This window comes from Candidatus Andeanibacterium sp., from assembly GCF_057143545.1.
On the sequence record NZ_DBNHSF010000090.1, the window covers coordinates 1 to 3356 of the forward strand.

The following is a 3356-nucleotide window of genomic DNA, read 5'->3' on the forward strand; positions in this document are numbered from 1 at the left end:
GAGCCGGGTCGCAATCGGCACCGCCAGCACGCCGACGCCGAGCAGGATCGAGGCAAGCAACAGGAAGTCGGCCATCGGCAAGTGCTAGATTGGAACCGCCGGCACCTCAAGCGGAGAGAGGAGCGGACGGTCAATGCCTGTTCGAATTGAACGATTTGCCTGACGAATTTCCGCGATAGCGGGGATACGGGCATTGCCTTTTCCTCAAGACAAGCAGTTCAATCTGCAATATTTATGGGAGGTTAGGCGGCCGCAATTTGGTGAAGGGCGATCTGCTTGTCCGATGTGTTCATTTCCTATTCGCGGGTTGACCGGCCGATTGCGGAGCGGCTGGCTGCCGCGCTTGAAGCGCGCGGGGCCAGCGTCTGGATGGACAAGCAGCTGACCGGCGGTTCGACCTTTACCGACGTTACCGAGGAAGAACTCAACCGGTCGGCCAAGGTCATCGTTCTCTGGTCAGAGACGTCGATCAAGTCCGGTTGGGTACGAGACGAGGCCCAGGCGGGCCGCGAACAGGGCAAGCTGGTCCCGCTGTCGATCGATGGCAGCCAGCCGCCGATGGGCTTTCGCCAGATCCACATGATCGATGTCGTCGATTGGGCGAATGGCAAAGGGCGCGAACTGCCCCGCGAAGTCATCGATGCATTGGCACTCGATTCTCGTGCCGGGCCGGATCGATCCAGCCCGGCGCCGAAGCCGCCCGATCGGCGCAATATCCTCTTCGCCGCCATGGCAGCCGCAATGCTCGCGCTTGCCGGCCTGGTTTACGTCGCGTTCGACTGGTACGGCGCACGTGGGTCGGCGCAGTCGGAAGGCCAGATTCCGGTCCTGGTGCGCGGCCTGGCGGCGGTCGGCGGCAGCGACGAAGATGCGGCGCTCGCATCCGGCATCACCGACGAGCTGATCCTCCGCCTGCGCCGGATCGAGGGATTGCGAATAGCATCGGCCAGGGCCGACGGAAGCGCGCCCAGCGCCGAATTCGAGAATGCGCATGCGATGGAAGGCTCGATCCGCCGCTCGGGCGAAAGCCTGCGTACAACCATCCGTCTGCTCGATCCTTCGGGGGCTGTGCTGTGGTCCGAAACCTATGACCGGACGATCAACGAATTGTTGCAGGTCCAGGAGGAGACGGCCGCCGCGATTGCCAATGCGCTCAGCGTCTCGCTCGATGTCGGGGTGAACTCGCGCCAGTACGGCGGGACGAACAATCCCGAAGCCTTTTCCAGCTACGTGCTCGGCGTCGTGAATTCGGGCGATCCGGAAGCCAAATTCCGCTATTTTCAACGCGCGACGGAACTCGATCCCAATTATACGCAGGCGCTGTCGGCGTTAACCGATGCGCATTGGGGGCGCTTGACCGCCGCGCGATCGAAAGACGAGATGGAGAGGATCCTGGCGGAGGCCGACGCAGTCTCGGCCAGGGCATTCAACTCCCGGCCGCAGAACGCCTATTCGTTCATGGCTCGCGGCGTCTATCTGAAGATGGCCAACGACCTGCAGGGCGGCGACGAAATGTTCCGCCGCGCGGCAGAGCTCGATCCCGGCTACGATCCCATCGCCAAGCTCATCCTGGCCAGTCACGAGCAGGGCATGGGCCGGGTGGCCAAGGCGAGGCGCCTGGCCTTGGCCGCGGAACAGATCGATCCGGTCTATCGCGACGATCCGTGGATGACCCGATTCCTGGTCTATTCCGGGCGATACGACGAGGCGATCGCGCTTTCCGAGCGGATCGGCCGAACCGATGGGCAAGTGCTCGATGCGCCGCTGACGCTCCATGCCATGATCCTCGCCGGCGAAACCCGGAAGGCGCGTGAATTCGCACGCAACGTTCCCTCCTATCGCAGGATCGAAGCATTGTTTGCCGAACAGCCCGGATTGCTCGCAATGAGCAGGGAAGATCTGCGGGGCTGGGCAAAGGCGAGATATGGAGAAGGCCCGGCGAACGAATTATGGCCCATGGCGGTATCGGCGGCGCTGGGCGGCAACGATGCGGCAGCAATGCGCTTCCTGCAGGTTGCGACCGAGCTGAGCCCGCCCGGTGTCGGCCTGATTTGGCACCCGGCCTTCGCCAACTTGCGTCCGACAAAGGACTTCAAGCAACTGGTGCAGGATGTCGGCCTCGACAAGATATGGCGCGCGAGTGGCGAGTGGGGCGATCACTGCCGCCCGCTTTCGGCCACCGATTTCGAGTGTTCCTGACGGCAGTTTCGAAGAGACGGCGGACAGATGTCGTCCAGGAGCGGATGGCGGGCGCGCAGCCAAATCGAATTTCGCCATAGAATTGTCTTGAACTCGGGTTCATATCTCACACGCCATGGCAGATGTTTTCGTCTCCTATTCGCGCGTCGATCGACCAATTGCCGAGCGGCTTGCGACTCAATTGGCGGACTGCGGCGCGACTATCTGGATGGACGACCAGATCACCGGCGGCTCCACTTTCACCAAAGTGACAGAGGAAGAACTCAACCGCTCGCGCAAGGTGATTGTTGTATGGTCGAAGACCTCGGTGGAATCCGGCTGGGTCTGCGACGAAGCGCAGGCAGGTCGCGAACAAGGAAAGCTGGTGCCGCTATCGATCGACGGCAGCCTGCCGCCGATGGGATTTCGCCAGCTCCAGACGATCGACATGTCAGGTTGGGCGCGCGCCAGACAAGCAGAACTGCCGAAGACCCTGCTCGATGCACTTCAACTGGAAGGCAAAACTGCCGGAGAGAACGAGGCATCGGCGGACCAGGCAACAGCCGGGCGACTGAAGATATTGCTGGCCGCGGCGATCGCGCTGGTCATTGCGGCAGTCGCTGGGATCCTGGTGTTTGGCGGATCCCTGACAAGCGGCTCCGACAGCGAAGCGCGGATCGTGGTCATGCCGCTTACGGCCGATGGCAACAATCCCGACGAAGGACCCTTGGCGGCGGGTATCGCTTCGGAGCTGATCATCCGCCTGCGGCGGGTCCCGGAACTCCAGGTCGCCACCGGTCGCGCCGACGAGCAGCCCGCTGACAACGCGCTTTATGGCTCGGTGCGCAAAGACGGCGAGCAATTGCGGGTTGCGGTCCGGCTCGAGGACAAGAAGGGCAATGTCATGTGGTCGGACAACTTCGACCGGACGATAAACGATCTGCTGTCCGTCCAGGAAGATATCGCCAAGGCCGTGGCCGACACGCTCAGCGTATCGCTCGATGTCGGAATCAATTCCCGCGCTTACGGCGGAACCGACAATCCCGAGGCTTATGCCAACTACGTGCAGGGCCGCTCCTACCGCTACGATACCGACCGCAGCCGCCCGACTGCCTATCTCGAGCGCGCGGTTGCGCTGGATCCTGATTTCGCGAGGGGGTGGGAAGAACTGAGCTACG

At 62.5% G+C, this 3356-nt stretch carries 2 protein-coding genes; both read left to right on the forward strand.

Annotated elements, in window-relative coordinates:
• Positions 1-285: 285 nt before the first annotated feature.
• Positions 286-2199: a TIR domain-containing protein gene (locus AC16XC_RS05555; RefSeq protein WP_484033653.1), complete on the forward strand. Its 1914-nt coding sequence runs from the start codon at positions 286-288 to the stop codon at positions 2197-2199.
• A 115-nt stretch (positions 2200-2314) separates the two neighbouring features.
• A partial coding sequence (locus AC16XC_RS05560; protein WP_484033652.1) for a TIR domain-containing protein occupies positions 2315-3356 on the forward strand: 1042 nt, incomplete at its 3' end.